Source organism: Geminicoccaceae bacterium (assembly GCA_020638465.1).
Lineage (GTDB): Bacteria > Pseudomonadota > Alphaproteobacteria > Geminicoccales > Geminicoccaceae > JAGREO01.
Map to the genome: position 1 here is coordinate 1855379 of JACKIM010000001.1, position 24516 is coordinate 1879894.

General features: G+C 61.2%; 25 protein-coding genes. 12 read left to right on the top strand and 13 right to left on the bottom strand.

Annotated elements, in window-relative coordinates; all coding sequences use genetic code 11:
• Nucleotides 1-61: 61 nt before the first annotated feature.
• From terL to H6851_08895, 9 genes are all read right to left on the bottom strand, one after another.
• Nucleotides 62-1612 carry a phage terminase large subunit gene (terL, locus tag H6851_08855; protein ID MCB9943711.1) on the bottom strand — a complete coding sequence of 517 codons (1551 nt, stop codon included), beginning with the start codon at nt 1610-1612 and terminating at the stop codon, nt 62-64.
• A 3-nt stretch (nt 1613-1615) separates the two neighbouring features.
• Nucleotides 1616-2035: a hypothetical protein gene (locus H6851_08860; GenBank protein MCB9943712.1), complete on the bottom strand. Its 420-nt coding sequence runs from the start codon at nt 2033-2035 to the stop codon at nt 1616-1618.
• An 8-nt stretch (nt 2036-2043) separates the two neighbouring features.
• Complete coding sequence (locus H6851_08865) at nt 2044-3975, bottom strand: hypothetical protein (GenBank protein ID MCB9943713.1); 1932 nt, start codon at nt 3973-3975, stop codon at nt 2044-2046.
• A complete protein-coding gene (locus H6851_08870; protein ID MCB9943714.1) occupies nt 3972-4538 on the bottom strand; it encodes a hypothetical protein in 567 nt (188 codons plus the stop codon). The genes H6851_08865 and H6851_08870 overlap by 4 nt, the downstream gene beginning before the upstream one ends.
• Before the next feature lie 174 nt (nt 4539-4712).
• Nucleotides 4713-4982, bottom strand: a complete 270-nt coding sequence (locus H6851_08875; GenBank protein MCB9943715.1) for a hypothetical protein — start codon at nt 4980-4982, stop codon at nt 4713-4715.
• 2 nt (nt 4983-4984) lie between these two features.
• Complete coding sequence (locus tag H6851_08880) at nt 4985-5803, bottom strand: hypothetical protein (protein ID MCB9943716.1); 819 nt, start codon at nt 5801-5803, stop codon at nt 4985-4987.
• A 137-nt stretch (nt 5804-5940) separates the two neighbouring features.
• Nucleotides 5941-6693, bottom strand: a complete 753-nt coding sequence (locus H6851_08885; GenBank protein ID MCB9943717.1) for a hypothetical protein — start codon at nt 6691-6693, stop codon at nt 5941-5943.
• 29 nt (nt 6694-6722) lie between these two features.
• Nucleotides 6723-7025, bottom strand: a complete 303-nt coding sequence (locus H6851_08890; GenBank protein ID MCB9943718.1) for a hypothetical protein — start codon at nt 7023-7025, stop codon at nt 6723-6725.
• Complete coding sequence (locus H6851_08895) at nt 7022-8581, bottom strand: head-tail connector protein (GenBank protein ID MCB9943719.1); 1560 nt, start codon at nt 8579-8581, stop codon at nt 7022-7024. Before H6851_08895 ends, H6851_08890 begins: the two co-directional genes overlap by 4 nt.
• A 560-nt stretch (nt 8582-9141) precedes the next feature.
• Between H6851_08895 and H6851_08900 the strand changes: the two genes are divergently transcribed.
• Complete coding sequence (locus tag H6851_08900) at nt 9142-9786, top strand: helix-turn-helix transcriptional regulator (GenBank protein MCB9943720.1); 645 nt, start codon at nt 9142-9144, stop codon at nt 9784-9786.
• A gap of 286 nt (nt 9787-10072) precedes the next feature.
• On the opposite strand, the gene H6851_08905 is transcribed toward H6851_08900, so the two are convergent.
• The 3 genes from H6851_08905 to H6851_08915 all read right to left on the bottom strand — a co-directional run bounded on the left by H6851_08905 (nt 10073) and on the right by H6851_08915 (nt 12494).
• On the bottom strand, nt 10073-10939 hold the full coding sequence (locus tag H6851_08905; protein ID MCB9943721.1) for an OmpA family protein: 867 nt from the start codon (nt 10937-10939) through the stop codon (nt 10073-10075).
• A gap of 229 nt (nt 10940-11168) precedes the next feature.
• Entirely contained in the window at nt 11169-11492 is a 324-nt protein-coding gene (locus H6851_08910) for an Hpt domain-containing protein (GenBank protein MCB9943722.1), read from the bottom strand.
• A 90-nt stretch (nt 11493-11582) separates the two neighbouring features.
• On the bottom strand, nt 11583-12494 hold the full coding sequence (locus H6851_08915) for a pseudouridine-5'-phosphate glycosidase (GenBank protein ID MCB9943723.1): 912 nt from the start codon (nt 12492-12494) through the stop codon (nt 11583-11585).
• Between the two features lie 89 nt (nt 12495-12583).
• On the opposite strand from H6851_08915, the gene H6851_08920 reads away from it, so the two are divergent.
• The 9 genes from H6851_08920 to H6851_08960 all read left to right on the top strand — a co-directional run bounded on the left by H6851_08920 (nt 12584) and on the right by H6851_08960 (nt 19647).
• On the top strand, nt 12584-12997 hold the full coding sequence (locus H6851_08920; protein MCB9943724.1) for a tellurite resistance TerB family protein: 414 nt from the start codon (nt 12584-12586) through the stop codon (nt 12995-12997).
• Between the two features lie 6 nt (nt 12998-13003).
• Complete coding sequence (locus tag H6851_08925) at nt 13004-14515, top strand: NAD(P)H-hydrate dehydratase (protein ID MCB9943725.1); 1512 nt, start codon at nt 13004-13006, stop codon at nt 14513-14515.
• Nucleotides 14515-14982 (top strand): Holliday junction resolvase RuvX, encoded by a 468-nt coding sequence (ruvX, locus tag H6851_08930; protein ID MCB9943726.1) that lies wholly within the window; start codon nt 14515-14517, stop codon nt 14980-14982. Before H6851_08925 ends, ruvX begins: the two co-directional genes overlap by 1 nt.
• A gap of 125 nt (nt 14983-15107) precedes the next feature.
• Nucleotides 15108-15908 (top strand): aspartate dehydrogenase, encoded by an 801-nt coding sequence (locus H6851_08935; GenBank protein MCB9943727.1) that lies wholly within the window; start codon nt 15108-15110, stop codon nt 15906-15908.
• A gap of 182 nt (nt 15909-16090) precedes the next feature.
• Nucleotides 16091-16273: a twin transmembrane helix small protein gene (locus tag H6851_08940; protein ID MCB9943728.1), complete on the top strand. Its 183-nt coding sequence runs from the start codon at nt 16091-16093 to the stop codon at nt 16271-16273.
• 10 nt (nt 16274-16283) lie between these two features.
• On the top strand, nt 16284-16838 hold the full coding sequence (locus H6851_08945; protein ID MCB9943729.1) for a cob(I)yrinic acid a,c-diamide adenosyltransferase: 555 nt from the start codon (nt 16284-16286) through the stop codon (nt 16836-16838).
• Between the two features lie 170 nt (nt 16839-17008).
• Nucleotides 17009-17758 carry an electron transfer flavoprotein subunit beta/FixA family protein gene (locus tag H6851_08950; protein ID MCB9943730.1) on the top strand — a complete coding sequence of 250 codons (750 nt, stop codon included), beginning with the start codon at nt 17009-17011 and terminating at the stop codon, nt 17756-17758.
• Nucleotides 17759-17760: 2 nt separating this feature from the next.
• Nucleotides 17761-18693, top strand: a complete 933-nt coding sequence (locus tag H6851_08955; protein ID MCB9943731.1) for an electron transfer flavoprotein subunit alpha/FixB family protein — start codon at nt 17761-17763, stop codon at nt 18691-18693.
• A 42-nt stretch (nt 18694-18735) separates the two neighbouring features.
• Entirely contained in the window at nt 18736-19647 is a 912-nt protein-coding gene (locus tag H6851_08960; GenBank protein MCB9943732.1) for a 3-hydroxybutyryl-CoA dehydrogenase, read from the top strand.
• A gap of 154 nt (nt 19648-19801) precedes the next feature.
• Here the strand turns inward: H6851_08960 and H6851_08965 are convergent, their stop codons facing one another.
• The gene (locus H6851_08965) at nt 19802-22096 is read right to left on the bottom strand and encodes a xanthine dehydrogenase family protein molybdopterin-binding subunit (GenBank protein MCB9943733.1); all 2295 of its coding nucleotides are present in this window, start codon (nt 22094-22096) and stop codon (nt 19802-19804) included.
• 568 nt (nt 22097-22664) lie between these two features.
• On the opposite strand from H6851_08965, the gene H6851_08970 reads away from it, so the two are divergent.
• Nucleotides 22665-23546: an MBL fold metallo-hydrolase gene (locus H6851_08970; GenBank protein MCB9943734.1), complete on the top strand. Its 882-nt coding sequence runs from the start codon at nt 22665-22667 to the stop codon at nt 23544-23546.
• Nucleotides 23547-23660: 114 nt separating this feature from the next.
• Nucleotides 23661-24515 carry a class I SAM-dependent methyltransferase gene (locus H6851_08975; protein MCB9943735.1) on the top strand — a complete coding sequence of 285 codons (855 nt, stop codon included), beginning with the start codon at nt 23661-23663 and terminating at the stop codon, nt 24513-24515.
• Nucleotide 24516 lies beyond the last annotated feature (1 nt).

A 24516-nucleotide genomic window follows, 5' to 3' on the forward strand; every position in this document is an offset into this window, starting at 1 on the left:
CGGAGGATAGCCGCACTCCGCCGGCGGACTGTCGCATGAAGCGGGCGCAGTCGCGAATCGTTCAAAAGACCCCGAATTCATCCCTGACGTCGAGTTGATGAGTGGCCCCTCTCCAGTTGGGCCGCTGCAATCCCGAGCGGATGGCCGAGATGCGTACCGGTTGCATGGAGAGGCAGCCGCTGACTGTATCGAGACCGTCGTCGTGGCGATTTCCGGTCGGTGACCAGTCCTGCATCTCGTCGATCAGCGGGGAATCGAGCACACGGCGGTGAACATGCAGATGGCCTGCGGCCAGCAATGGGTCGAAGGCCTCGAGGATGCGCGTGGATTTCGATCGGGTTGACCGATGCTCATTCACGCTCAGCCACTCGCCCTGGCGCGTTGCCTCCCGGCGTAGCAGGCTCGGCAGGAACTGGCCGATGCCATTGTTCTCGACCGTGACAGAATACTGCTCGTTGCGCCGGGCGAAAACCACGACCTGCCGGCAAAGCTGGCTGGCTTCGTCGACCTCGTCGACCAGGGTCTCGTCGAAGGTCAGATAGGCCATGTCGTGCAGCCAGTAATGTCCCTCGCAGTCCGTGAATACGCAGGCAACCACACTGGAATCGCCACTCTCCGGACGGCCGAACGAAGGGTCCCACCAGCAACAGGTGCCCTGCATCCGGCGTTTGCCCAGCCGCAGTTCGATGCGCTCTCCCACCTGGCTGACCTCGATCTCGTCGTCATAGACTTGCAGTTTCTGCGGATCGAGACGGCAGTCCTCGATAGCCTCGGGCATCAGCATCATCTGGCTGCGAAAGCGCGCCGGACCGGTTTCCCTTTGCATGTCGGCGAGGATTTCGAGCGGAAACCTTTCAGGCCAGGCACTGTGGCCGCATTCGTCGATGACTGGTATTTCGATCCGGTCGAACGTCGCTAGGAATGGCGTGTTCCCGCGATCTTCCGATGCGGTCCGGCGCCAGCGGATACTGCGCGGATCGAGATAGATCGAGTCCTGGCAGTGCGGAGTGCCGATATAGAGACGCGTTCCGCCGGGAACGAGGATGAAGCGAAGTTCGCCGAGCTTGCGGCGCAGCTCCATTCGCGCTTGCGCCGTACCCGCGGTGTTGGGTACCTCGACATCGTCGCAGATGATGAGATCCGCACGTGATCCAGTGAGATTGCCGTTGATGCCGCGGCCCCACACCGACGGGTCGCGCAGGGTCGACGGGCGGGCGATGGTGAACCGGTCGGCCGCCCATTCGCTCCTCGCGCTGACGGCCACATGGCTTGCCAACGGATGCCGCTCCAGTATGGAGCGGATATTGCGGGTCATCCGGGTGGCGAGCTGCTGCTCCGCGGCGACGACGAGGATGCGCAGATCGGGTGCATGACACAGGCGCCAGGCACAATAGAGACCGACCAGCGTCGATTTTCCCGCATCACGGAAAACCATCATCAGTTGGTCGGTGCGATGTTCCCGCAGGCCCTTTTCCAGCCAGTCCGCCAACGTCCGGTGCAGGATCGGGGTTTCGAGATGCTGGGTGTCATTCCAGGATATGATGAACTTGCGAAAGCTGCCCGCTGGCGGAATATTCGTGGCGGGTCCGTGGCGAGACGTTTCCTCGGTCATTGTTCAATCCAGTAGCGATCGCTTGCGCATGCCGGAGGAAGATGACGGGAATCCGGGAAGGACGCTTGCGAGGCCGAGCAGGCCGCCTTGTTTCGACTTCTGAGACGATTGCGAGAGCCTGGCGACCTGCCGGTTGCGTTCACCGATCAGCCCGCTGATCTGCTGTTCGCTGTCCCGTTCCAGTCCGCGCACGAGAGCGTCGATGGCACCGCCGGTCGCACCGGTTCCGGATGCGCCCGCCCGTGCGCGTGCAGCGGCGACGCGTGCGGCGAGGCTGTCGAGTTCGTCGGCCTGGGCCTGGGCTGTCTTCCGGTCGAGTTCGGCGATCTTCTGCTTGCGGACCTTACGCTCTTCGCGTTGCCGCTTGCGCTGGGCTTCCTGCGTCATCGCCATGTTGAGGCCGATCGCAGCCAGATTGTTCATTCCACCCATTATTCCGGTACCTTGAGTTCGATGGTTGCAGACAGCAGCACGAAGGGCAATGGGTCGCGCTGCGCGATGATCCAGGGATGTCCGGCATAGCCGCGTCGCCAGCCCAACGCTCTCATGCTCACGTCCCCCGTGAGCGGTTCCGACTCCGTCGGTCGTTGCAGGATGTGTTCCGGCCCGCGGCCCGCATCGACGGTGAGCGATCTCGTTTCCTGAACGCGGAAGCTCAGGCGGACTGGCCGGTAGAGAGGATCGGTGCTCGGTCCGGCGCCCGAGATGCCGGCGAGCGGCATCGGTTTGATGCAGTGCTCGAACGGCAGCCCGATGACCACCTGCGAAGCTGCCGCACCGATGTCGAGACTGTCAGTCTCAAGAATGGCGGTGGTGGCGACTACGTCGTCGGCGATGGCAACGACCTCCCGGCCGACAAGGTCTCCAAGTCCGCCGATGACGTTGCAGGGCGGATCGTTGTCCGCGACGATGCAGCCATCAAGCTGGAGATTGTCATCGAAGGCTTCGAGCCATGTGTCCGTTCCGCGCTTTACCAGCGCCGTCAGGCAATCCTCATGGACCGCAACGCCCAGGTAGGAACCTTCGGTTTCCTGAAGGCACCAGGCGACGATGTTGGCATTCCGATCGATGCTGACGGTCGCCAGCTTTCCATCGGCGCGGACAATCGCCAGAAGGCGTCGGGACGGGTCGAATTCCATGTCGACCGGGTCGAGAAGCAGATGGCGCGACAGCATGGCGATATCGGGCGCCTGAAACGCCTGTTCGCTGCTGGTGTAGAGAAATTCGCGAAGGTCGCGCAGCGAGGCGCCGATGAAGTGCGTCACGCCGTCAATGCCGATCGCGCGGATCTGCCGGTCGACGGGCGAGCCCACATGGGTCTGCTGGCTGACCTGAACCGTGGCAGGGGTAAGCGGCGAGCCGGTGACCACCCATTCGCCCGCATCGGTGAAAACCTGAAGGCGGCGGCCGGAGGAGAGCTGGCGGATGCGATGCAGCTGGTCTCCCCGCAGGGTGAACGTGATGGCTTCATCATCAAGCCCGGTCCCCGGATCGAAGTTGAACGGACGCCCGGTTCGCGAGAACACGATGCGATCGGGTGCGCTGCGATTGCCGGCGAGGACGAGGCGATCCTGATGCTGGGTGACGGCAACCGGCCAGCCGCGCGGTGTACTGAAGGTCTGTTCGTCCCAGTCGCGCGTCGGCTTGCCGTTGACGAGGGCTCGTCGCGGTGTCGCGAACGCCTTGCGCGCATTTTCCACCGACTGGACCAGCACCTCGCGCCCCTGGATGCGTAAGATGCATCCCTGATGAGCGAAGGAGAACACGTCGGCGGATGCTTCGAGACGGATCAGCGTGGATGCGGGAATGGCGTCGTTCGAAGATCTCTGGACTTGCAGGTCGGTGGCCTGGAGGGTGACCAGGCTGTCGGCATATCGGCAGTAGGGTTGCAGGATCGGCGGGTTCGCACTGTCGTCATCGAGAGTTTCGAACGACCATGGCGACAGGCTCCATGTGCCGCTGGCGGATCGCTCCAGCCGGCGCGGCTGGATTTCGGGATGACAGAAAAGGAGGGTGTCACCGATCCGTGTCCATGTCAGCTGGCCGATCATCCCGGCCGTCCACGGCGTGGCAATGTCGTCTTGAAGGATCGTTCCATCCGCCGTGATCGTGAGACGTCCGGGCGACAGCACGAGGATGACCGATTGTACCGAAGCGGTGAACGATATGAGACGGCGGGCATCGGGCACCCGGATGATCCTGCGACTGCCCGGTCGCCGTGCGACGCCGCCGCTGCGCCGGACGATGACATTGCGCAGCATGGCGGCCCCCTCATCCCACGCCTGGATGTCGATCCTGCCGGCAAGGGCGGGGTCGATCTCGCCCGAGGTGAAGCTGGTCGAGGTCCTGTTGATGAGGGTCATCGCGATCTCACTGACAACAGGGGGAAGTCCTCGACGATGGTCGGTGCCGCGTGCTGGCTGTCGATGAGCCGCGCATGACGCAGCTCGGCCTGCGCCAGACTCTGCAGGGCCTGCGATCTCGACGTCGATTCGGTGAGCGGAATGCACAACTCGGCTGCGATCCGCGCGACCAGCGCCTGGACGAAATGGGGCGGATACAGGTCTGCCGGAATCCTCCGTTGATAGACGAGGGTGACATCGCCGCGATCGCAGAGCAGTCGCAATCCGCTGACCTTGAAGACGGTACCGCGCGGATGTCCCGGAGGTCCGGCCGTCAGGCTGCGGAGAAGGTCGGCAGGGAGGCGGAAGGCGAAGGCGAAACCGCCCTCGGCAGGGTCGGGGTCGGTTTCGAGCCGGCTTTCGGCCAGACTGAACTCCCAGGGATGCGAGACCAGCACGGCATCCCGGAGCGAAGGATAGAGGCTTGCCGCCAGCTCCGCTTCCACCGAACTGTCGTCGAAACTCTGGATCGGTGATGCGCCGAGCTTGAGCAGTGCCATCGAGCAGATTTCAACATCGGTCATGGTCGCATCCATTCACCGTTGCGGGTCGGCCTTGACCTGCGTCGGCAAAAAGCGCGGACGTGCAGGCGGGACCCTTGCTTCAGAGGCCAGGGAAGGCGGGGCGGGGATGAGGCGGTGATCCGCGGACCGGGAAAGCCATGCCCTCCCGGTCCACGGGGAACCGTTCCGTTCCGGTCAGCCGCCGCTGGTACTGCCGAAAGCGACGATATCGGATACGTCGACCGAGGCGTTGTCATTGGCGACGACGACAACCATGCCGTGGCTGGGAGCGGTGTTCACATTCGCATTGACGAAGATGAAATCGCCGGTCCGCAACATGCTGGCTGCCGTGTTGAAATAGCCGGCATCATCGACCTGGGTCATGCCGTCGGGGGTACGGTAGTGCCAGAGAGTGAAGCCGTTGGTATAGGAAAGGGCGCTCAACGCCTTGGGTTCGCAGGTCATGATCAGGCCTCCAGACAGGGGAGCATGATGACGCCGGGCTCGTCGATGAGCACGGCACCTTGTGACATGGAATTGGAAACGAAGTGGGCCGCGCGGTCGCCGTGCCAGGTGATGTCGGTCATGACGTCCTGTCCGACGGCATGGCCGATGGCGCTGCGGTGGTACCAGAAGCAGGTCCGCGTGCTTGCGACCTTCGGCAGGCCCGAATGCGGGATCCAGTAGGTGCCGAGCCACATCTTGGCCTGGGCGGCCTGCCAGGGCAGCTTGTCCTGACCGACATAATCCGCCGAGGCGAATTCCGGCAGGCCGAGAAGCTCGGACCATTGCTTCCAGCCGACGACCGCGTAGCGTTCACCGTCGTCGGGGACGTCCTCCGCGCCCAGCATCTCGAAGGCCGCGAGGAGCTTCTCCCGGGTGAGTCCGACGGTGGCGTCGCCGGCGGACCGGGTCGCGGTATTCATCGCGGCGATGATGAGGTCGTCGGTCTTGCGGCCGAGGGCGAAGGCGCCGGCGTTGGCCAGCACCTGGCGCTCGTCGATGTTGGTCTTGAGCTCGTCGAGACTGTCGACCCACTCTCCGGCATAGTAGTCGACGAGCTGCGCCTCGACGGAGCTGAAGTCGACATTCATGACCGGTACCATGCCATGCCGCGCCTTGGTCGATGCTGCACCCTTGCCGACCTTCTGGAAGACCGTGGAGCTGCCGCGAACGTCGTTCTTGACGCGGACGGTGCCGCGAAGGCGGGAACCCTGCCGCTGGTAGGATTCGTGGACTTCGCGCTCGAACTGCTTGACGAAAGCCTGATCAATCGTCGTGGACATGGAATCACTCACTCATGAGAATGATGTGTGCATTATGGGCGGCCGCTTGTCCGTTTTCGGGGCGGCCGTGATCCCGGTGATGGGCGAGGCGGCGGGGCCCTGGTGCAGGGTTCTCCCGGGATCGCCCGCAGCGCGCGTCAGCTTCCGTAGATACGCTTGTATCCCTGGGTGACGCGCGCGATGAACTCGGGTTCGCGATCCCGCCAGTAGCGCGGGTCACGGATAAGCGAACGGAGCTCGCTTTCGCTGACGCCGGTTTCGCCCGACCGGCCGTCGCGTGCCAGCGCCGGTTCCTGCCTGCGCATCATTTCGGCCATGGCGATGACGCCATCGAAGCTTTTCGACAACGCCTCGAAAGTCTGGTCGTCGAGCTTGCTCTGGCCCCAGTTGCGCAGTTGTGCCGACAGGGTGCGCCAGCGTTCCTCGCCGCCGAAATGATTCGCCAGTCTTTTGCGCTGGCGGTTCGCCTCGACTTCGGCCATGGCGTGCTCGATGGCCGGTGCCAGCCGCTCGCAGGCGAGTCGATAGACGAGTTCCGCCTGTCGCTGGGAGAAGCCTGCCTCGTGGAGGAGGCGGTTGACTTCCGCATCCGACTCGATCAGCGGATGTCCGGATTCGATCCGATAGTCGTCCGGGCTTTCGGGCCTGCCTGTTGCTTCATAGAGGCGGTCCCAGCCTTCGCGGTCATCCTCGTCCGGGATCGGAACCGAGCGACCGAGCCGGCGTTCCAGTTCCAGATAGGACTTGAGCAGGGCCTCGCTGCGCAATGTGCCGACCTCGGCATTCCAGAATTTTTCCGGCAGTTCGGGCGGGCGCTCGCTGCGTGGTCTGGGACCGGCGCTTGCGACCGTCGTGTCGATGTCCGCTTCGTCGAGGATGTCCAGGAGCATGTCGTCGGACGCTCCGAAGTCGTCGCTGGTCAATGGTGTTCTCCTGATGAATGTACCCGCTGCGGGGCGGCGTATCCGGCCGGTCCGGCCAGTCGCTCGATATAGGCAATGGCGGCGCGGGAGCCTTCGAGATGGCGAAGCTCTTCATTGCTGGCCGAAGGAGACAGCCTTCGTTCGAGGAAGGTCCGGCGCAGATGGGCGAGCACGGCGGTGCCCGATGGAGTCCTGAACGTCGCTTCGAAGAGATCCCGCAGGCGATCGTCGTCGCCCGGAACCTCGTCAATGGTCGAGAACCACAGCCAGCCGTGCCGTTCGGGGAGAGGTCTGCTCATTCGTCACGTCCCGCATCGAGCATGTCGGCAAGGCCGGCCATGGAAATGTCGGGCAGGGTGACATCGGGCATGTACGTGTCGCGCTTGGCGTCCACGGGCCGGGGCGGCACCTTCGTGCTCAGCAGTTCGCGTGGCACTCCGAGTTGTTCTGCCAGCCACCGGATTGTTGCCTGACTGTCGATGATCCCATCGCCGGCCGCAGCCAGTTTGGAGGCGGAGTCGAGCCAGACCATGACATTGCGCATTTCCTCGCGCGCGTGAATCCGTGCCAGGGGAGAACGGTACTGCAGTTCGATGGTGGCGCCATCGATGACGATGGGCGGAATCTCCCCCCGGCGGACAAGAATGGCGATAGCTCGATTGACCAGCGGCGTGAGCAGTTCGGCCTGCAGGCGGCCGTAGATAGCGCCCAGCAACCGGGCGGTCTCGGCACTGCGCTCTAGCACTTCGGTTGCGGTCATGCGCGCTCCGGCGAGCGGTGCCAGTCGGTCCGTGAGCAGTGTGTGGCGGATGTTCGATCTCAGGTCTTCCAGCACGAGCTCGGATACATCGAGTCGTCCGGGAGCCTGCAAGGGCGTCAGTCCTGACGATCCCGGTGCTTTGGGAATGATGGTTCCCGGCACGAGGCGTATGTTTGCAGGGTTGAGAACGCCGTCATCCTCGGCAAGCCATATTCCGGTCACGGCGATCGACGCGTTCTTGAGGATGAGCTCGACCACCTTGTTGGCGGTCTTGATGTCCGGCAGCGCGCTCATGACGGGTGCCCGTCCATAGAGTTCGCCCGTACCCTTGAGCCAGCGGAAGGTGATGAAGGGCGATCCCTCGAACCGTCCTTCCTCGAGCAGTACCGGTGCGGTACTGCCCTGCTGCGAGTCGGCGAACGCGAGATAGGCGGTATTGCCGTCGTGACGGTAGACAGCTTCCACCAGCCGGATCGGTTCGTCGTCATCGTCATCGTGACCACGCGTCGATGGCCAGCTGTCCTGCAGTTCGGGGAAGCGGTGGTACATGACATGGCGCGACACCACGGTCTCGCGGAACTGGCGGCTGATGGAGCCTCCCTGGTCGCCGTCGATGAACATCTCCGAAACGGGCACGGCCGTAAACGAGAAGGCGGAAGATTCACCGATGGCGGCTTCCTCGAACTGGAGTGTGGAAGTGCCGATCGTGACCAGATCGAGGAAGCACTGGTGGATTTCGACAGCGAAATTGGAACGGTCGAGATGCCCCTGGATGCTCCGCGTGGCGCGGTCCAGTATGATGGCCAGATCATCGCGTTCGTCACCCTCGACCTCGGAGCCTGGAACCAGTCCGAACCAGCGCGACCAGGGGGGAGTCAGTTCGGCGACGAGGCTGGCCGCCAGTTGCTGGACGCCATCGATGGCTGTTGAATCGAACATGTCGACAATGGAGCCTCGCGACGGGATGTTCGTGCCGTTGATGGCCTGAATCCGGGTTGGTTGGGCGTAGTGAAAGCAATCGCGCCATAGGGGCTCCCAGGCCGCACGGCGGGCGCGGGCTCTGACAAAGCCGTCGCGCGCTGTTTGCAGGTCCATGACGCTCTCCAGGTGAGGGATGGGTGAATATATAAAGAATATAATCCTATTTTTTGTTACAAGTCAAGTCCTTTCTGCTCGTCATCAGCAATCTGAACAGTTGATGAGGCGTAATGATCGAATGTTTGCGAATGTGGAGAATATGCTTTACCCACTCAACGCACGTGAAAATACGAAGGCACGGTTTCGTGGCAGCCCATCCCGTGAATTCAATCCGCACGGTTGAGACACCTGCAGCGGCCAGACCGGCCATAAGTCTTGTCGTATGCGACAAATTTAATTTATGATAAGCTAAAGGTGACGATATGGGATCAAAGACATGCCATATGCCATCTTGCAGGCAGACAACATAACAGTGGCGAAATCCGGGTCTGAGCCAGGAAAGAACAGGCGTTTCGTTGCGGTTCTCGAAGGCTACCAACATGGCGGGATCTTCTTTAGGGATGGGTTTGAGGAGATCGGGCAGGGTCACTCTGGGACGCTGCTTCAGGGGAGAATGATATCATAAGAAAATTATCCTATCAACTTTTCTGAACTGATGTTCTCCAAGGAGGCACATAATGCTGACCCATGAGCAGGTTTGGCGTGGCATCGACCGATTGGCTCTGCGCCATGAACTGACCCCTTCCGGCCTTGCCAAGAGAGCCGGTCTCGATCCAACCACATTCAACAAGAGCAAGCGGATAACCAAGGAAGGCAAGCTCCGTTGGCCAAGCACCGAGAGCATTGCGAAGATCCTTGATGCGACGCATTCCACCATGCAGGAATTTGTCCGCCTGATTGATGGCAATGGCGGGTCGACCGAGGTCGTTGCCACGGGCGAGAAGATGAATTTCCGGCGTCTGTCGGACCTTGAGGAGGATGGTCTTACGGATGCGTCGGGTTTTCCCGTCGGTTCCGATTGGGAGGAGATTGAATTTCCTCTCATTGAGGATCGGAATGCCTACATCGTCGAGATCGACCGCGACATTGCTTTGCCGACGCATCGTTCGGGTGACGTCATGGTCGTGTCACCTTCAAGTGGTATTCGACGTGGCGACCGGATCCTGCTGCGCATGCGCGATGGCGAACTCATCATAGGCTCGCTCGTTCGCCGGACGACACAGAAGGTGACAATGGTTCCTGTCAACCATGTCAATGAGGAAATCGTGATCGAGACTCGCCGGGTCTCGTGGCTCGCGCGTATCATCTGGTTAAGCCAGTAAAAAAAGGGCCATCGATTTCTCGATGGCCCAGTCAACAGGGAGGCATCACAACGTCAGGGAGGACAGCAGAGCTGCGAGGGAGCCACCATTTGGGCACGCCATCGCGTCTCTGCTGATGAGAAAGCTATCAAAAAGTTGCTAACGAAGAGTTAAGGTCGCTTCCCGAACAACGAATTTTCCCGGAATTATGCTGGAAAGCGAAAAGGCCCCGTATCCGATACGGGGCCTTTTGCAGTCGGAGGAGGTGGGAACCGGCCGACTGGTGTCGGCCGGTCCGTATATCCTGTCACTCTTCTCCGGCGAAGCGGATTTCCACGCGCCGGTTCTGCGGCTCGCGGACATTGTCGCCGGTGACAACGCGTGGCTGGGTCTCGCCGAACCATTCGACATCGATCATGTCGCTGCTTACGCCACGGCTCTCCAGCACCTTGGCAACCGCGAGAGCGCGGCGCTCCGACAGGCCGTTATTGTAGCTGGCCGGGCCGGACGTATCGGTATGGCCGGCCAGGATGACACGGACAATGTCGCCCTTCGACAGGTCGGACATGATGTCTTCGATAATCTTCTGTCCGACAGGGGTAATCTCCGACTTGTCCCATGCGAAGAAGATCACATAGGTGTTGTCGATATCGCTGGCGAGCGCCTCGTCGATCTGTGCCATGGCCGATTCGAATTCGGCCTTGCACTGCGCGATACCGTCGAGGTCGTTCTCTTCCTGATTTTCGAGCCAGCAGTCGAAAGCGACCTGTGCGCGCGCGGATGCAAGAGGTGCCTTGCGCCGGGCCTCATCGCCGAACGACGCCATCATGCGGGCTCGGGCCGCCGTCAGCTCATCGACATGCTCATTCGAAAGCTTGCGCAGGGATACCATGTCAGGCTGGACATTCATGCCACGCGCGGACTGGACGGCCTTGCGGGCAAAGTGGCCGGAATCCGACCAGTCCATCGACCCGTCTTCCTCATCATACAACTTGAGGTAGCCTTCCCGCAGGCCCTGGGAGAAGGCCGAGCCCTGCGGGGCCATGTTGCGAACCGCAGGCAGATCCCACTTGTAGAGATCATGGTCGTCCATCAGCGCGGGATTCACGCCGGCGCAGCTCGCCAGCATGCCGCACAGTGCTCCGGTCATCAACAGTCTTGCGCGTTTCCGCATTGCGAACTTCCTTCGATCTCCAACGTGGCATGCCATTGACGACCAGTCGCCTCGAGCGAGTTATGCAAATCGTCGGGAACGGTCCTCAAAACGCAGCGGATATCAGGCGAAATCTTCCTGCGAATCAAGGGATTTCTCCAAAGGAGGGGGTTAATTACCGTCACCTGTGCCACAACTTCAACGTTAATTTGAGCCTAAACAGGTGAATGCTCGCCGATCGATTTTTCGGCTATGATTCGTGATATTCCATGAACAAGTGACGGATGCGCTGGAGTCCCTGTTCGATCTCCTGCAGCAACTCGGCATTCGCTTCCGAGTATTCTGCCTTTTTTGCAAACTCTTGCATCTGTGCCATGCCGAGATTGGCGCTCGCACCCTTGAGGGCATGTGCGGGACCCGACCAGTCGCCGCGCCTTTCGAGGATGGTCGCCATTTCGGAAATGTATTTTTGTGCAGTCGTAAGGTACAGGTCAGCCAGTTCGAGTTCGAGGTCGCGATCGCCGCCGGTCACCTCGTCGAACCTCTTGCGATCCAGAATTTCGCGCTGAGTCATGAGCTGTCCACATGTGCTGTTCAATTCACTCGTTCGTTGAACCTATCCAGCAAGTCGGAATTTCATCAAGTTAATAAACCGTGAGTTGTTTCAATTCTTCGCCTTCGTTGTATGTGCGGCCATGGCGATGCGGGCCGCCAGGCGGGCGTTGGCCACGACCAGTGCCTTGTTGAGTGCCACGGACCGGCCTTTCGTCCCTTCGGCGATGCAGGCGAGGAGGTAGGGGGTGATGGCCGGCCCCTCGATCCGCTGACGTGCGGCTTCCGCCAGCGCCGTGTCGAGCAGCGCCTCGAATTCCCGCGTGTGCATGGCGAGATCGGCCGGTGGCGGATTGGCGATGACGATCGACCCCGGCCAGCCGATGGCGGCATGGGCGGTAATCATGTCGCGGACATCATCCACCGATGTCAGGCCAGGCACGCTGATGGCCGTTCTCGCCACGTAGAAACCCGGCAGATGATCGGTTTTAAACCCGTACAGGGCGACGCCATGACTCTCCAGCGCTTCGACGGTGCGTGGCAGGTCGAGTATGGCCTTTGCTCCGCTGCAGACCGTGACGGTCGCCGAACGGGCCAGCTCGCCGATGTCGGCTGATATGTCCATGCTCGACTCGCCGCCGCGGTGAACCCCTCCCAGGCCACCGGTTGCCATGAAACGGATGCCTGCGCGATGGGCTATGTAGATGGTGGCGGCTACCGTCGTCGCGCCCGGGCGTCGCCGGGCAAGGACCAATGCGAGATCGCGGGTCGAGCACTTCATCACATCCGCATCGCCAGCGAGGCGCTCGATGTCGTCGCGAGAGAGACCGACCTTGATCCTGCCATCGAGGATGCCGATTGTCGCCGGTACCGCTCCCTCGTCCCGCACCGCCTGTTCGATCTCGAACGCCGCAGCAAGGTTGTCGGGGCGGGGAAGGCCATGGCAGATGAGAGTCGTTTCCAGAGCCACGACTTCCTGCCCGCTGCCGATGGCTTCCTCTATCTCCGGCGAGAGCTCGATCATTCAGTCTCCGTAGGTCGGCTGAAGGTGTCGTTTTGCGTATAAACCGCTATGCTAGGCTCGACCGTGTGACGAGTCATCAAGGGAACAACATGCGAAAGACTCTCGATCCTCATGCCGCCCTCATCTACACGATGGTTCTTGTATCCGTCGCCGAAGGACAGATCAGCGATGTCGAACTGGAGACGATGGGACGTCTCGTTCAGACATTGCCCGTGTTTGAAACATTCGACAAATCCCGTATTGTCGCTATTGGCGATGAATGCCGGGAGCTTCTCGGCGATGTCGATGGAATCGACCTCGCCATCGAGAGGATCGCCGGGGCGCTGACGACCGGACTGTGCGAAACGGCCTATGTTCTCGCGTGCGACATTGTCGCCGCCGACGGAAAGGCTGCGCAGGATGAACTGCGACTGCTCGAGTTGTTGCGCAATGGTCTCGGTATCGACCGTCTGGCGGCTGCGGCCATCGAGCGTGCCGCCCAGGCCCGGCATCGCGTGAGCTGAGATCCCGTGACTGTCAGCACCCGGCAATTCCCGGTTGTCGAACTTCTTGCCAACGAGACCGCAGCAGCGGTGGACAGGGCGGCCATCGAGGGCGGCATCCCGGGTATCGAGTTGATGGAAAATGCAGGACGCGGTATCGTTCGAGCCGTTCTGCGCCGGTATGCACCGCGCCGTTGCGTCGTGCTCTGCGGTCCCGGCAACAACGGGGGCGATGGTTATGTCGTCGCGCGCAGGCTCGCTGCCGCCGGTGTGCGGGTCATGACCGCTTCGACCGGAAGTCGCGACGCCCTTGTCGGCGATGCCGCGATCGCATCATCGCGCTGGACCGGTCGGCATGAACCGGTGGCCGGTCTTGTGCCTCAAGCAGATGACATCGTTATCGATGCGGTATTCGGTTCGGGATTGACGCGGGATTTCGATGGTGACGCTGCCGCGATGTTGCGGCAGGCACAATCCATCGGTGCCAGGATCATCGCCGTCGATGTTCCATCCGGTGTCAACGGGACGACAGGTGCCGTGCAGGGATGGGCGCCGACGGCGGAAATGACCGTCACCTTCAACAGGTTCAAGCTCGGTCATGTCCTACAGCCAGGGAGGTCCCATTGTGGCGATGTCCTGTGCGTTGATATCGGCATTCCCGACGGATGCCAGCCCGCCGGCCCGGATGTTCCCCGATTGAATACCCCGGGGCTCTGGCTCGATCATATGCCACCTGCCGATCCCGCTCACAGCAAATATGACCGTGGCCACCTGGCCATGCTGGGAGGCGGCGCGCTCATGACAGGAGCGACCATCATGGCCGCGCGCTCGGGTGAGGCCGCAGGTGCCGGTCTGGTGACGGTGATGTGTGATGCCGTTGCGGCGCCGGTCTACGCATCGCATTTCGTTTCGCCGATGACCCGACTGGTGGAGAGGGCAGACGAACTCGCGTCGTTCGTCCACGACAGGCGCGTGCGGGCCATCGTGGCTGGCCCGGGGATGGGGCTCGGGGCGGATCGTTCGGACATGCTTGAAGCGGCCCTCCGTTCGCAGCGGCCCTGCGTACTCGATGCCGATGCCATCACCCTTGTTGCCGGGGACACCACGCGTTTCCTGCCGCTCGTGCATGGACACTGCGTGCTGACACCGCACGAAGGCGAGTTCGGTCGCCTGCACCACGAACCGGGACCCAAACTCGTCCGTGCTGGACAGCTTGCCGTGAGGCTGGGTTGTGTCGTCCTCCTCAAGGGCTCCGACACGATCGTGGCCTCGCCCTGTGGCCGCGCGGTCGTCAATGCCTGCGGACCCGTCACCCTTGCCCGCGCGGGCTCGGGTGACATCCTGGCAGGTATCGTCGGAGGATTGCTCGCTCGCGGCATGCCGCCATATGAGGCGGCACTGGCTGCATGCTGGATTCATGCCATGGCCGCCTTGCGCCTCGGCTCCCTGTCCTCGCCCGAGCAGTTGACCGATCCCATTGCGGCGATCATGCGCGATCTGCAGTCTTTCGCCCGTACAGAGCAGGCATGTTCGGTCTGATGTCACCGGCTGGCAACTTCCCCCTGTCGGGCGCTCTCATCGGTCTGGACATTTCCCGTCTGCGCATGGGTGTGGCGGCATGCGATTCCGGCTGGAAACTTGTCACGCCACTGGTCACCATTTGTCGGCGATCATGGCGTGACGATATCGACATTCTAGGACGCATCTGCCATGAGCGCGAGGTGAGCGGCCTGGTCATCGGCTATCCGCTCAATCTCGACGGCAGTTCCGGACCGGCGGCCCAGTCGCGCCGCGACACTGCGCGTCGATTGGGAGAAAGTCTTCACCTGCCATTTCATCTTCAGGACGAGAGCCTCACCAGTGAGGCTGTGAAGGATGCACAGCGGGAGGGACGCCTGCCGCCGGCCCGGCGCAATGAACCCGACGATCATTTCGCTGCCGCGATTATCCTTGAGGACGCTCTTGCACATTTCCGCAGCCGATCCGCTTCGAAGCGTGCCGACTGAGCGCAACCGGGGTGGTCGGATGGCTTGTTGCTTTCGCTCGACGATGACAAACTGTCCCGTGAGGACTACCCAGTGATCGCAATCTGGTCGAGAGGCTGCCAAGGAAAGGGTTTGCGTTGCGAAAGTTGAAAGTCGGTATCGGTGGCCTCGGAGCGGTAGGTTACACCGTGGCAAGGGCTCTTGACCGGTCCATTCCCGGGTTGGTCCTGGCTGCCGTGAGCGCGCGCGATACCGGGCGGGCACAGCAGCGGATCGCCACGCTGGAGCGGCAGGTTCCGGTCGTGTCGCTCGCCGAACTGGCACCGATGGCCGATGTGGTGGTGGAGTGCCTGCCAGCCTCCGAATTCCGCAACATCGCCGTGCCGGCGGTTTCGCTTGGCCGGATCTTCATGCCGCTCAGTATCGGTCAGCTGCTGGTCCATGACGACGTCCTCGAGATTGCACGGTCGGCGGGCGGGCGGGTGATCGCACCGACCGGCGCGTTGCTGGGGCTGGATGCCGTTCGCGCCGCTGCCGAAGGCGAGATTGTTTCCGTGCGGATGGTGACGCGCAAGCCGCCGGCCGGTCTTCAGGGGGCTCCCTATCTGGAGCAGAACGGTATCGACGTGCTGAAGGTCGCCGAGCCGACGAAGATCTTCGAAGGCAGTGCACGGGAAGGGGCCAAGGGCTTTCCCGCGAACGTCAATGTCGCCGCAGCGCTCAGCCTTGCCGGAGTCGGGCCGGATCGTACCGGACTGGAAATATGGGCCGATCCGACAGTGGACCGCAATGTCCACAGCATCACAGTCGAGGCGGATAGCGCGCGGTTCGAGATGAAGATCGAGAACGTCCCCAGCAAGGAGAATCCGCGAACAGGCAAGATTACCGCGCTGAGCACGATTGCGGCCCTGCGCGGTCTCGTCTCGACGCTCCGGGCGGGCAGCTAGCGCCGTTTCGATCGGGCGCGATTGCCTGATCGATCGGAATGGACCTCGCCTGAGGACCCGATGGTGTCTGATTGCGGTACTGTCTGGCCAGACGAGGCGAACATTCGTACATAGACATGGCGGTGTCATCGAAGCGAAGCTGCATCCGGCCGCGTGTCATGAGCCGCGAAAGGTTGAAAGAGATGCTCAATTTCCTTCTCGTTGTGGCGATGCTGGCCACGGTCGTCGTTCTGGTGCTTGGGCTGGTGAGCTTCTTCAAGGGCGGTGAGTTCAACGACAAGTATGGCAATCTTCTGATGCGGGCGCGGGTCGGTTTCCAGTTCCTCGCACTCCTTGTCGTTCTGGCATTGATCGCTTCGAGCTGAATGTCGTCCGATGGTGACATTAACAAAGATCTATACACGCGGCGGCGATGAGGGCCGTACATCGCTTGGCGACAGCCGTCGGGTCGCCAAGCATTCGGCGCGGGTCGAGGCTTACGGGACGGTCGACGAACTGAATGCCGTGGTCGGCGTTGTCCGCCTTCATGTCGATGAGGGTGCCGATGCTATATTGTCGCGCGTCCAGAACGACTTGTTCGATCTGGGTGCCGATCTCTGCCGTCGGGGGAACGATGACGGTTGCTTGCGGATCGCCGACGCGCAGGTCGAACGGCTCGAGGGTGAGATCGATGCCATGAATGGGGAATTGGCACCGCTCAACTCGTTCGTCTTGCCGGGAGGTTCTCCGGCGGCCGCCCATCTTCATGTTGCACGGACTGTCTGTCGTCGAGCCGAACGTCTGGTCAGCCGGCTGGGTGAGGACGAAACTGTCAATCCGGTCGCCTTGCGCTATTTGAACCGCCTTTCCGACCATTTTTTCGTCATGGCGCGCTATCTCAATGACCGCGGCTCGCGCGATGTCCTGTGGATCCCCGGCGCCAATCGTTGACCGGAGGTCTTGCAGATTATCGGCATTGGCAGCAATTTCCCAACGCAATGCCGCAGCTGCCATCGTTGACAATCTTCGGGTCGACGAATATTTCTCGCTTGCTGCGTTGCACAAACGGGCTCCATTGAGAAGCCTGCTACCTCGACCGACCAAGAGAGAAGGCTGCAGTCATGAAGGTTGTCGTGCCCGTCAAGCGGGTCGTGGATTATAATGTCAAGATCAGGGTCAAGGCCGACGGCAGCGGTGTCGACACGGCCAATGTCAAGATGTCGATGAATCCGTTTGACGAGATTGCCAACGAGCAGGCCATTCGTCTCAAGGAAGCCGGTATCGCCAGCGAGATCGTCGCCGTCAGCATGGGGCCGGCCAAGTGTCAGGAGACCTTGCGTACCGCTCTGGCGATGGGGGCCGATCGCGCCATCCATGTTCAGACCGACGAGGAACTTCAGCCGCTGGCAGTCGCCAAGCTGCTGAAGAAGATCGCTGAAAAGGAAGAGCCGGGCCTGTTCCTGCTCGGCAAGCAGGCGATCGATGACGACAGCAACCAGACGGGCCAGATGCTGGCGGCATTGCTGGGATGGCCTCAGGCGACTTTCGTTTCCAGACTGGAGATTGCCGACGGCAGTGCGACGGTCGGGCGGGAGGTTGATGAAGGTATCGAGACCCTCAGGCTTAGGCTTCCGGCTGTTCTGACGGTCGATCTTCGCCTCAACGAGCCCCGTTACGCGAGCCTGCCCAACATCATGAAGGCGAAGAAGAAGCCTGTCGATACACTGTCACCCGAGGATCTCGGTGTCGATATCACACCCCGCCTCGCGTATTCGAATTTCGAGGAGCCGCCGAAACGGAAGGCCGGCGTGCGTGTGGAATCCGTGGCCGAGCTGGTTGACAAGCTCAAGAACGAAGCGGGAGTGGTTTGATCATGACGGTACTGGTTCTTGCCCAGCATGATGACGACCATCTCGACCCGGGAGTTCTCCACGCGGTGACCGCCGCTTCGCGAATGGGGGGTGATGTCCATCTTCTCGTCGCGGGTAACGGTGCCGATGCCGTTGCGGCCGAGGCGGCGAAAATCGCCGGAGTGGCGAGGGTGTTGCAAGTCGACCATGAGGCTTATGCTAACCCGACGGCCGAGGATCTCGCACCGCTGCTCGTTTCGGTTGCGTCCGACTACAGCCATCTGGTCGCCGCCTCGACGACGTTCGGCCGTAACGTCATGCCGCGGGTGGCAGCCCTCGTCGACAGTGCGCAGATCAGTGATATCGTCGATGTTCTCTCCTCGGATACCTACAAGCGCTACATCTATGCCGGCAACGCCCTGACCACGGTTCAGAGCAAGGACAGCAAGCAGGTCATCACCGTGCGCACCACGGCCTTCGACGCGGCGGCAGGCGAGGGGGGCAACGCCCCGGTCGACAAGGTTGCCGCCGTCGACCCCGCAGGTCTTTCCACCTTTGTCGGCCGCGACGTGCAGAGTTCGGACCGTCCGGATCTCACCTCGGCCCGGATCGTCGTTTCCGGTGGACGTGGTATTGGCAGTGCGGAGAACTTCGCCATCCTCGAAGCGCTGGCCGACAAGCTCGGAGCCGCCGTCGGTGCCAGCCGTGCCGCCGTCGATGCGGGGTATGCGCCCAATGACTGGCAGGTCGGCCAGACCGGCAAGATCGTGGCACCCGACCTCTATGTCGCCGCCGGCATCTCTGGCGCCATCCAGCACCTTGCCGGCATGAAGGACAGCAAGGTCATTGTTGCTATCAACAAGGATGAGGAGGCGCCGATCTTTCAGGTCGCCGACTACGGTATCGTCGGAGACCTGTTCAAGATCGTGCCGGAACTGACCGAAGCCCTCGATTGAAAATCCCGCCGCTATGACGACAACAACCGGAGCCCTGGATAAATGACGTATCGCTTTGACAAGGACTATCCGCCGCTCCCGGAATTTCGGCGCATAGGTGTCATCGGCGCTGGTCAGATGGGTGCCGGTATCGCCCAGGTCGCTGCGACCTCGGGATTGAATGTCACCATGATGGATGTGTCGGCCGAACAATTGTCCGCTGCCCGAGAACGGATGGGCAAGCTGCTGGGGCGGCAGGTCACCAAGGGAGCCATGTCCGAGGTCGAGAAGGGCGAGGCGCTCGGGCGGATCGAGACCTGCAGCGACCTTTCCGGCCTGAAGGCTTGCGATCTGGTCATTGAGGCTGCGACCGAGAACGAGGAACTCAAGCGCAAGATCTTTACCGATCTGCTGCCGCACCTAAAGTCCGATGCGGTCATTGCTTCCAATACCTCTTCGATCTCGATCACCCGTCTGGGAGCGATTACCGATCGTCCCGGTCGTTTCATCGGCATGCACTTCATGAACCCGGTCCCGGCCATGAAGCTTGTCGAGATCATTCGTGGCATTGCCACGGATGAGGACACCTATCAGGCGGTTCGCGATCTCTCGATCAAGATGGGAAAGACTCCGGTCACCGCGGAAGACTTCCCGGCCTTCATCGTCAACCGTATCCTGCTGCCGATGATCAATGAGGCGGTCTATACCCTCTATGAGGGTGTCGGCACGGTGGAGAGCATCGACACGGCGATGAAGCTCGGTGCGAACCACCCGATGGGACCTCTTGAGCTCGCCGATTTCATTGGGCTCGATACCTGTCTCTCGGTGATGCAGGTCCTCTATGAGGGGCTGGCTGACAGCAAGTATCGTCCCTGTCCGCTGCTGGTCAAATATGTCGAGGCGGGATGGCTGGGACGCAAGGTCAGTCGCGGTTTCTACGACTATCGGGGACCGGAGCCGGTCCCGACGCGCTGACCTTCCCGTCAGGGTGGTCGTCATCAAAGTGCGGTGATGAAAAAAACGGCGGAACATCCCGGTTCCGCCGTTTTTCCGTTTCAGGTGACCACTGTCATGATCTTCCCGGCCACACCTGATGAAAAGGTGCGGCCGGGAGAGGATCACCGACCGTTCAGGCAGCCTTCGACACGATCTGCCAGACCTTCTGCGGGGTCGCCGGCATGTCGACATGCTCAACGCCCAGGGCGTCGACGACAGCGTTGATGATCGCGGCGCATGATCCGACGGAACCGGCCTCGCCACAGCCTTTCACGCCCATGGCATTGTTCTTGCATGGCACTTCGATGGTCGAGAACTTGAAGCTCGGCAAAATGTCGGCGCGAGGCATGGTGTAATCCATGAACGAACCCGACAGAAGTTGCCCGCTGGCATCATAGACCACGTGCTCCATGAGTGCCTGACCGATGCCCTGAACGACGCCGCCATGAACCTGACCTTCGACGAGCAGCGGATTCACGATGGTGCCGAAATCGTCGACAATCTGGTAATTGACCACTTCGGTGGTTCCGGTCACGGGGTCGATTTCGACCTCGGCAATATGGCAGCCGTTTGGGAAGGTCCATGCGTCGAGAACAGTCGTCGCCTCGGCGTCAAGGCCATCGCCTTCCATCCCTTCCACGACCATGGAACGTGCCTTGTCGGCAAGCTCCATGATATCGATCCTGCGGTCGGTACCGGCAACGCTGAACGTGCCCTCGTGGAACTGGATGTCGGCGGTGGCCGCCTCGAAATGCTGGGCGGCAAACGCCTTGCCGCGCTCTATGATGACGTCGGAGGCGTCATTGATCGCCATGCCCTGCGCGGTAAGGGAGCGTGAGCCACCGGTGCCACCGCCACCCCTGATCCGGTCGGTATCACCCTGTACGATGCGAATGTTCTCGAAGGGCACATGCAGGCGGGAGTGCAGAACCTGGGCATAGGCCGTCTCGTGACCCTGGCCATTGGACTGGGTACCTACAAGCACCGAAACGGTACCATCGGCACCGAACTCGACCTTGGCCGTTTCCGAAGGGTCGCCCATCGTCGACTCGATATAGTAGCACATGCCGATACCGCGCTTCTTGCCGCGTGCCTCGGCCTCGCTCCTGCGCTGGGACAAGCTGCCATATCCGGACTTTTCCATGCACGCATCCATCACCCGAGCGAATTCTCCCGAGTCGTATACTTCGCCAACCGAGGTGCGATAGGGCATCTGGTCGGGCTTGATGAAATTGATCCGCCGCAGTTCGCTCGGGTCCATGCCCATCTCGCGGGCGGCCTTGTCGATCAGGCGCTCCACGCAATAGATCGACTCGGGACGCCCGGCCCCACGATAGGCGTCGACAGGCACCGTATTGGTGAAGACACCAAGTACCGTATAGCTGATCTTGGGAATGTCATAGACACCGGGCAGGACCTTGGCCGCGGCACCCGTCGGGATGAACGGGGCGAAGAAGTAGTAATAGGCACCCATGTTGGCCGTTGTGTGCACCCGCATGCCGGTGATGCGCTTGTTCGCATCGAAGGCAAGCTCGGCTACGGTGACATGGTCCCGCCCCATCGTGTCGGAGAGGAAGCCCTCCGAACGTTCGGCCGTCCAGCGTACCGCACGTCCGAGTCTCTTTGCGGCGTAGGCTGCCATGGTATATTCGGCGTAGAACATGGCCTTCATGCCGAACCCGCCGCCGACATCCGGCGTCAGAACCCGGACATTCTCGCTTTCCATGCCGAGATTGTCGGCCAGTGCATCCTTGAACGCCCAGCCGCCCTGGGTGCAGGTATGGACCGTGAGCTTGCCGGATTTCGCATCGAACTCCGCGACGGCTGCACGAGGTTCCATCGCATTGCAGATCAGCCGGTTGTTGATGAGTTCGACCTTCGTTACATGGCTTGCGGAGCTGAACGCCGCATCCGTTTCGTCCTTGTTGCCGATGTGCCAGTTGAAGGCGACATTGCCGGGGGCGGAGTCGTGAACCTGGGGCTGACCGCTATCGGCTGCATCGTGGGTGTTCACGACAGCCGGCAACTCATCAAAATCGACTTCGATCAACTCGGCTGCATCGCGGGCCTGTGCCAGTGTTTCCGCGACCACGAAAGCGATGTTGTCACCAACATAGCACACCTTGTCGCGGCAGAGCACCGGATGCGGTGCATCGTTGCGTGCAACTCCCGTCTTGGGGTTGTTCTCGATCAGGCACGGGACCTGTGCATCGAGGTCCTGGCCCGTGTAAATGCCCAGCACTCCCGGTTGGGCTAGAGCAGTCGACGTGTCAATGGAACGGATACGCGCATGAGCGACCGGTGAGCGAAGGACGAAACCATGCGCCTGGCCGGGCATGCTGATATCATCCGTATAACGACCGTGGCCCGTTACCAGTCGTATATCTTCGACACGACGAATGGGTTGACCGACACCGAATTTCGACATTGAGTTGCTCCCCTGCATAGCCGGCGCCATGGCGCATGCGGCCGTATGGAACCGACAGTTTGACTGCTCGGCTGGATACTAATGCCACAACCGGCAAGCACAACCACCTCATGACCTGCAAATCGCGGGAATATGGTCTTGGGCAATTTTTTCGTCGAGCGATGTTCCGGGTAAGGGGAGCGTCCGCTTCCGGGGAAACGACGGTTGGTTCGCTCGACCGTTTCCGTGCATGGGGATACTGGATAGGGAAGGAATTCGCTTTTGCGCGAACAGCCGTCTTGATCTCCACCTCTGTTTCGGGCTTTGTGCATCTCGAAGGGATATGTTGTCAGTGAATCCCATCCCTTTCGTTCGAATTGTGCGTTTTACCACTGCCGAGCGCTGTAAATGAGAGGTGATACCATCGTTACCGGCGGATGGATCCCCGGTTCGGAGATCAGGCGTTCCGCCCACGCCCTTCGACATCGGGAACCCCGCTGGCACCAATACTCCCGTTGGGTGCGCAGGGCGTCGTGACAGTTATTTGTCCGGATCGTTTTGCCTGCCAACGAGCAGACAGGGGGCTCATTTGAGCTCGCCGGTCGAACGTGTCTCCGTTCGAAGAGGACGGGCGGGATCCGGTCAGCGTTTCGAGTTCCGGTTCTGGGGCGTCCGTGGAACCATTCCCTGCCCGGGGCCGGAAACGCTTCGATATGGCGGGAATACACCGTGCATCGAGGTCTTGTGTGGATCGAGGCGCCTGATCTTCGATGCCGGGACAGGTATTCGCGAACTGGGTAAGCACTACGCGCGGGAGGGGGGCAGGATCGATGCCCATATCTTCCTCACCCATACCCACTTCGATCACGTCAACGGGTTGCCCTTCTTCCGTCCGGCCTATGGTCGCGAGAACTGCTTTTCGCTCTGGGCGGGGCACCTGAAGGCGAAAGGCCAGACGATCAAACCTGTCCTCAGCCAGATGATGGCTCCTCCATTCTTCCCGATTCCCCTTACCGGCCTTCGGGCGTGCTGGCATTTTCATGACTTCCATGCCGGGGAAGTCCTTCAGCCGTTCGAGGGCATCACGCTCTCGACCATGCCCTTGAACCATCCCGGTGGAGCGACGGCCTATCGCATCGAGTTCGATGACCGAGCGGCGGCCATTGTGACCGATACCGAGCATGTCCCGGGCAAGCTTGATGGCGGGATCGTCGAGTTTATCAAGGGGTGCGAGTTCATGGTCTATGATTGCACCTACACCGATGAGAATTTTGATAGTTTCATCGGGTGGGGGCATTCGACATGGCAGGAAGGCATTCGCTTGTGCGAGGCTGCGTCGGTGAAACGTCTTGTGACCTTTCACCATGAACCCGACAATGATGATGCACGACTCGATGAAATTGCAACCGGGCTTGAAAAGAGCCTGCCCGGCTCGTTCGTTGCACGCGAAGGTTTGATTCTCGAACTTTAGATCTCCGTCGGTGCGGACATGATTCGTCGACCGCGGTGAGGGGGAACGGGCGATCGGCCGGAGCAGGTTGCCGGGCGCAACTGGATTTCAAACGCCATGGTGGATCTATCGACAATGAAAGCGCCGACGGAAAGGACACTGCGCCGGCTTTGGCTGGGGATGCAAACCCTTTCAGGCATCGCCGAGCGTGGGATTTTCATTCCCTATCGCCATGCCGACACCATTCGATCGATCGATTATCCCGCATTTGCGAATCTGTTCAACCTCCATGGGAACGCAATGGAGGGCATCCTCCACGCGATTGAAGGTCATGCTGAGGACTTCTCCCGATTCGGCGGGGATGCGCCGGCGCCGCGCTTCGAGCAGGACTGGTTCCCGCGCCTTGATCTGGCTGCGGCCTATGCAGTCATTCGCCGGTACCGCCCCGATCGGATCGTCGAGATTGGGTCAGGGCATTCGACCCGCGCCATGGTCCGGGCGATTGCCGATGGAAATCTGGATTGCGAGTTGATCTGTATCGACCCGGCACCGCGTGCCGTGATTGAAGCATTGCCCGTTACTCATCATCGCGCGCTGTTGTCGGAGGCTCCCCGGGAGATATTCTCCGATCTGGGAGAAGGGCAGGTGTTGTTCATCGACAGCAGCCACGTGGCGGTGCCCGGCAGCGATGTCGACATTCTTTTCAATACGATACTGCCGGCATTGGGAGCTGGCTGTCTTATCCACGTGCATGACATTTTCCTGCCTTGGGCCTATCCCGAAAAATGGACCTGGCGTGGCTACAACGAGCAGCTCCTGCTGGCAGCCTTGTTGCAGTCCGGCGCCTATGAACCACTGTTTGCCAGCCAGTTCGTGTCACGCAATCCCAGGCTCATGGCCCTGGCACCGGTACTTGGACGCCTGCCGTTCCCGCAAGGTGCATTTGAGGCCAGTTTCTGGATGAGGAAATGTGCTGACTCGGTGATGTAAG

Bases quoted from the DNA above. Each gene is read 5' to 3' on its own strand.
- H6851_08945 (MCB9943729.1), top strand. From the start codon at position 16,284: ATGGTGACATTAACAAAGATCTATACACGCGGCGGCGATGAGGGCCGT.
- H6851_08975 (MCB9943735.1), top strand. From the start codon at position 23,661: ATGAAAGCGCCGACGGAAAGGACACTGCGCCGGCTTTGGCTGGGGATG.
- H6851_08875 (MCB9943715.1), bottom strand. From the start codon at position 4,982: ATGACCTGCGAACCCAAGGCGTTGAGCGCCCTTTCCTATACCAACGGC.
- H6851_08955 (MCB9943731.1), top strand. From the start codon at position 17,761: ATGACGGTACTGGTTCTTGCCCAGCATGATGACGACCATCTCGACCCG.
- H6851_08910 (MCB9943722.1), bottom strand. From the start codon at position 11,492: ATGACTCAGCGCGAAATTCTGGATCGCAAGAGGTTCGACGAGGTGACC.
- H6851_08885 (MCB9943717.1), bottom strand. From the start codon at position 6,693: ATGCTCCTGGACATCCTCGACGAAGCGGACATCGACACGACGGTCGCA.
- terL (MCB9943711.1), bottom strand. From the start codon at position 1,612: ATGACCGAGGAAACGTCTCGCCACGGACCCGCCACGAATATTCCGCCA.
- H6851_08880 (MCB9943716.1), bottom strand. From the start codon at position 5,803: ATGTCCACGACGATTGATCAGGCTTTCGTCAAGCAGTTCGAGCGCGAA.
- H6851_08890 (MCB9943718.1), bottom strand. From the start codon at position 7,025: ATGAGCAGACCTCTCCCCGAACGGCACGGCTGGCTGTGGTTCTCGACC.
- H6851_08920 (MCB9943724.1), top strand. From the start codon at position 12,584: ATGCGAAAGACTCTCGATCCTCATGCCGCCCTCATCTACACGATGGTT.
- H6851_08960 (MCB9943732.1), top strand. From the start codon at position 18,736: ATGACGTATCGCTTTGACAAGGACTATCCGCCGCTCCCGGAATTTCGG.
- H6851_08870 (MCB9943714.1), bottom strand. From the start codon at position 4,538: ATGACCGATGTTGAAATCTGCTCGATGGCACTGCTCAAGCTCGGCGCA.
- H6851_08950 (MCB9943730.1), top strand. From the start codon at position 17,009: ATGAAGGTTGTCGTGCCCGTCAAGCGGGTCGTGGATTATAATGTCAAG.
- H6851_08860 (MCB9943712.1), bottom strand. From the start codon at position 2,035: ATGAACAATCTGGCTGCGATCGGCCTCAACATGGCGATGACGCAGGAA.
- H6851_08915 (MCB9943723.1), bottom strand. From the start codon at position 12,494: ATGATCGAGCTCTCGCCGGAGATAGAGGAAGCCATCGGCAGCGGGCAG.
- H6851_08965 (MCB9943733.1), bottom strand. From the start codon at position 22,096: ATGTCGAAATTCGGTGTCGGTCAACCCATTCGTCGTGTCGAAGATATA.
- H6851_08905 (MCB9943721.1), bottom strand. From the start codon at position 10,939: ATGCGGAAACGCGCAAGACTGTTGATGACCGGAGCACTGTGCGGCATG.
- H6851_08865 (MCB9943713.1), bottom strand. From the start codon at position 3,975: ATGACCCTCATCAACAGGACCTCGACCAGCTTCACCTCGGGCGAGATC.
- H6851_08895 (MCB9943719.1), bottom strand. From the start codon at position 8,581: ATGGACCTGCAAACAGCGCGCGACGGCTTTGTCAGAGCCCGCGCCCGC.
- H6851_08940 (MCB9943728.1), top strand. From the start codon at position 16,091: ATGCTCAATTTCCTTCTCGTTGTGGCGATGCTGGCCACGGTCGTCGTT.
- H6851_08900 (MCB9943720.1), top strand. From the start codon at position 9,142: ATGCTGACCCATGAGCAGGTTTGGCGTGGCATCGACCGATTGGCTCTG.
- ruvX (MCB9943726.1), top strand. From the start codon at position 14,515: ATGTCACCGGCTGGCAACTTCCCCCTGTCGGGCGCTCTCATCGGTCTG.